1 protein-coding gene and 1 pseudogene are annotated in these 671 nt (G+C 75.0%); one reads left to right on the forward strand and one right to left on the reverse strand.

Going from position 1 to position 671, the window contains the following annotated elements:
• Nucleotides 1-173 (forward strand): annotated as a pseudogene (locus tag ACXAHD_RS32310) (SGNH/GDSL hydrolase family protein); the annotation flags it as partial.
• 77 nt (nucleotides 174-250) lie between these two features.
• Here the strand turns inward: ACXAHD_RS32310 and ACXAHD_RS32315 are convergent.
• Nucleotides 251-568, reverse strand: coding sequence for a hypothetical protein (locus tag ACXAHD_RS32315; RefSeq protein ID WP_475055210.1), 318 nt, complete (start codon nucleotides 566-568; stop codon nucleotides 251-253).
• Nucleotides 569-671 lie beyond the last annotated feature (103 nt).

Genomic DNA, 671 nt, shown 5'->3' on the forward strand with positions numbered 1-671 from the left:
ACGCCGGCGCCCGGGTGGTCGACCTGGCCGGTGAGACCGGCGCGGTGTTCCGCGCCGACCCCAACACCTACTGCCATGACGGCTACCACCCCTCGGCCGACGGATACCGGATCTGGGCGCACGCGCTGCTTCCGGCGGTACTCGCGGCGGCGAACACCGCCCCGCACCGCTGACCCACCGCGTACCACTGGCCGCAACGGTCCGGGCAGGGTGCCGGTCGGCTGGGTGTTTCCGGTGCTCCGGCGACGGGTCAGGGCGTTTCGAGCCGGCCGCGCAGCCGCCGCACCGCAGCCGCCGCCGATTCCAGCACCGCAGGGTCGGGTGCCGCCCGGATCAGGTCGGCGGCGACCACCCGCAACTGGTCGGGCAGCGCGGTGTCCCGGCTCAGCCGGGGTACCTGCCGGCCGGGCCGCCCTTCGGCGACCGCGCCCACATCGGCAAGGTACTGCACCAGATCGTGGAAATCGTCCGCACGGTGGCCGTCACCCACCGCCCATCGGGGCTGTTCCCAGTGGGCCACCTGCCGGACCAGGAGGTCGACCAGGCGGGTCAGGTGCGCTGCGGCCACCGCCGCAGTCTAGTGCCGGCGACGACGCGAGAAGGGGGGGGGGGGGGGGGAAGGGAAGAGGGGGGGGGGGGGGGGGGGGGGGGGGGGGTTTGGAGGGAACAGT

It is taken from the genome of Micromonospora sp. ABR4_055 (assembly GCF_056160425.1).